The 1,307-nt window shown below is 64.3% G+C and carries 1 protein-coding gene; it reads left to right on the top strand.

Annotated features, from left to right (window positions below; genetic code table 11):
* Positions 1-92: 92 nt before the first annotated feature.
* Positions 93-1,307 (top strand): IS256 family transposase (locus ABD073_RS15490; RefSeq protein WP_343876092.1); only part of this gene is annotated, 1,215 nt, incomplete at its 3' end.

Raw genomic sequence — 1,307 nt, 5'->3', positions numbered from 1 at the left:
AGACAACAACCAGCAGCTCGTTGGCCGTGGAGTCGGCCAGACTGGAGGCTGTGACCCCAACACCACCGTCCCCGCCGGATGAGTCGGCTGAGTTGGACAAGGCCCAGCGTGAGGTGATCGCGCAGATGGTGCGCCAGGCCCGTGATGCTGGTATCGCCCTGACCGGCCCCGACGGGCTGCTGAAGGCGTTGACCGCGCAGGTCGTCGAGGCCGCCTTGGACGAGGAACTCAATGAGCATCTGGGCTATGACAAGCACGACCCCGTCGGCCGCGGCTCGGGCAATTCCCGTAACGGCACCCGCTCGAAGACGGTGATCACCGACAATGTCGGCGCGGTCGAGATCCAGGTGCCCCGGGACCGTAGCGGGACCTTCGAGCCCCAGTTGGTGAAGAAGCGCCAACGCCGCTTGTCGGACATGGACCAGATGGTCCTGTCGTTGTTCGCGAAAGGACTGACGACCGGGGAGATCGCGGCGCATTTCGCCGAGGTGTATGGCACCAGCGTGAGCAAGGACACGATCAGCCGGATCACCGACCGCGTCGTCGACGAGATGAACGGGTGGATGAGTCGTCCGTTGGAGCCGATCTACGCTGCGATCTTCATCGACGCGATCGTGATCAAAGTCCGGGACGGGCAGGTCCGCAACCAGCCCTACTACGCCGCGATCGGTGTCGATCTGGAGGGTCACAAGGACATTCTGGGGATCTGGCCCGGCAACGGGGATGGGGAGTCGGCGAAGTTCTGGTTCGCCTGCCTCACCGAACTGAAGAACCGCGGCGTCAAGGACGTGTTCTTCATGGTCTGTGACGGGCTCAAGGGCCTGCCCGACTCGATCGGGCAGGTGTTCCCCGCAGCGAAGGTCCAGACCTGTCTGATCCACCTGCTGCGCAACAGTTTCGGCTACGCGTCGAAGCGGCACTGGCCCGAGATCGCCGTCAACCTCAGGCCCGTCTACGAAGCCCCCACCCCGGAGGCTGCTGAGGCCGCGTTCGAGGAGTTCGCCGAGAAGTGGGGCAAGGCCTACCCGGCGATGATCCGGCTCTGGCGCAACGCCTGGACCGAGTTCGTCCCGTTCTTGGATTACGACGTCGAGATCCGAAAGGTCCTGTGCTCGACGAACGCGATCGAGTCGCTCAATGCCAGGTTCCGGAGGGCGGTGAGGGCTCGTGGGCACTTCCCGAACGAGCAGGCCGCGTTGAAGACGCTCTACCTGACCGTGAGATCGTTGGACCCCAAGGGCACCGGCCAGACCAGGTGGGGCATGCGCTGGAAGCCAGCGTTGAACGCGTTCGCCACCACCTTCGCT

This window comes from Luteococcus peritonei, assembly GCF_039526385.1.
GTDB lineage: Bacteria > Actinomycetota > Actinomycetes > Propionibacteriales > Propionibacteriaceae > Luteococcus > Luteococcus peritonei.
Note: the sequence above shows the minus strand (reverse complement) of the source record. Positions and strands in the feature narration are given on the sequence as shown.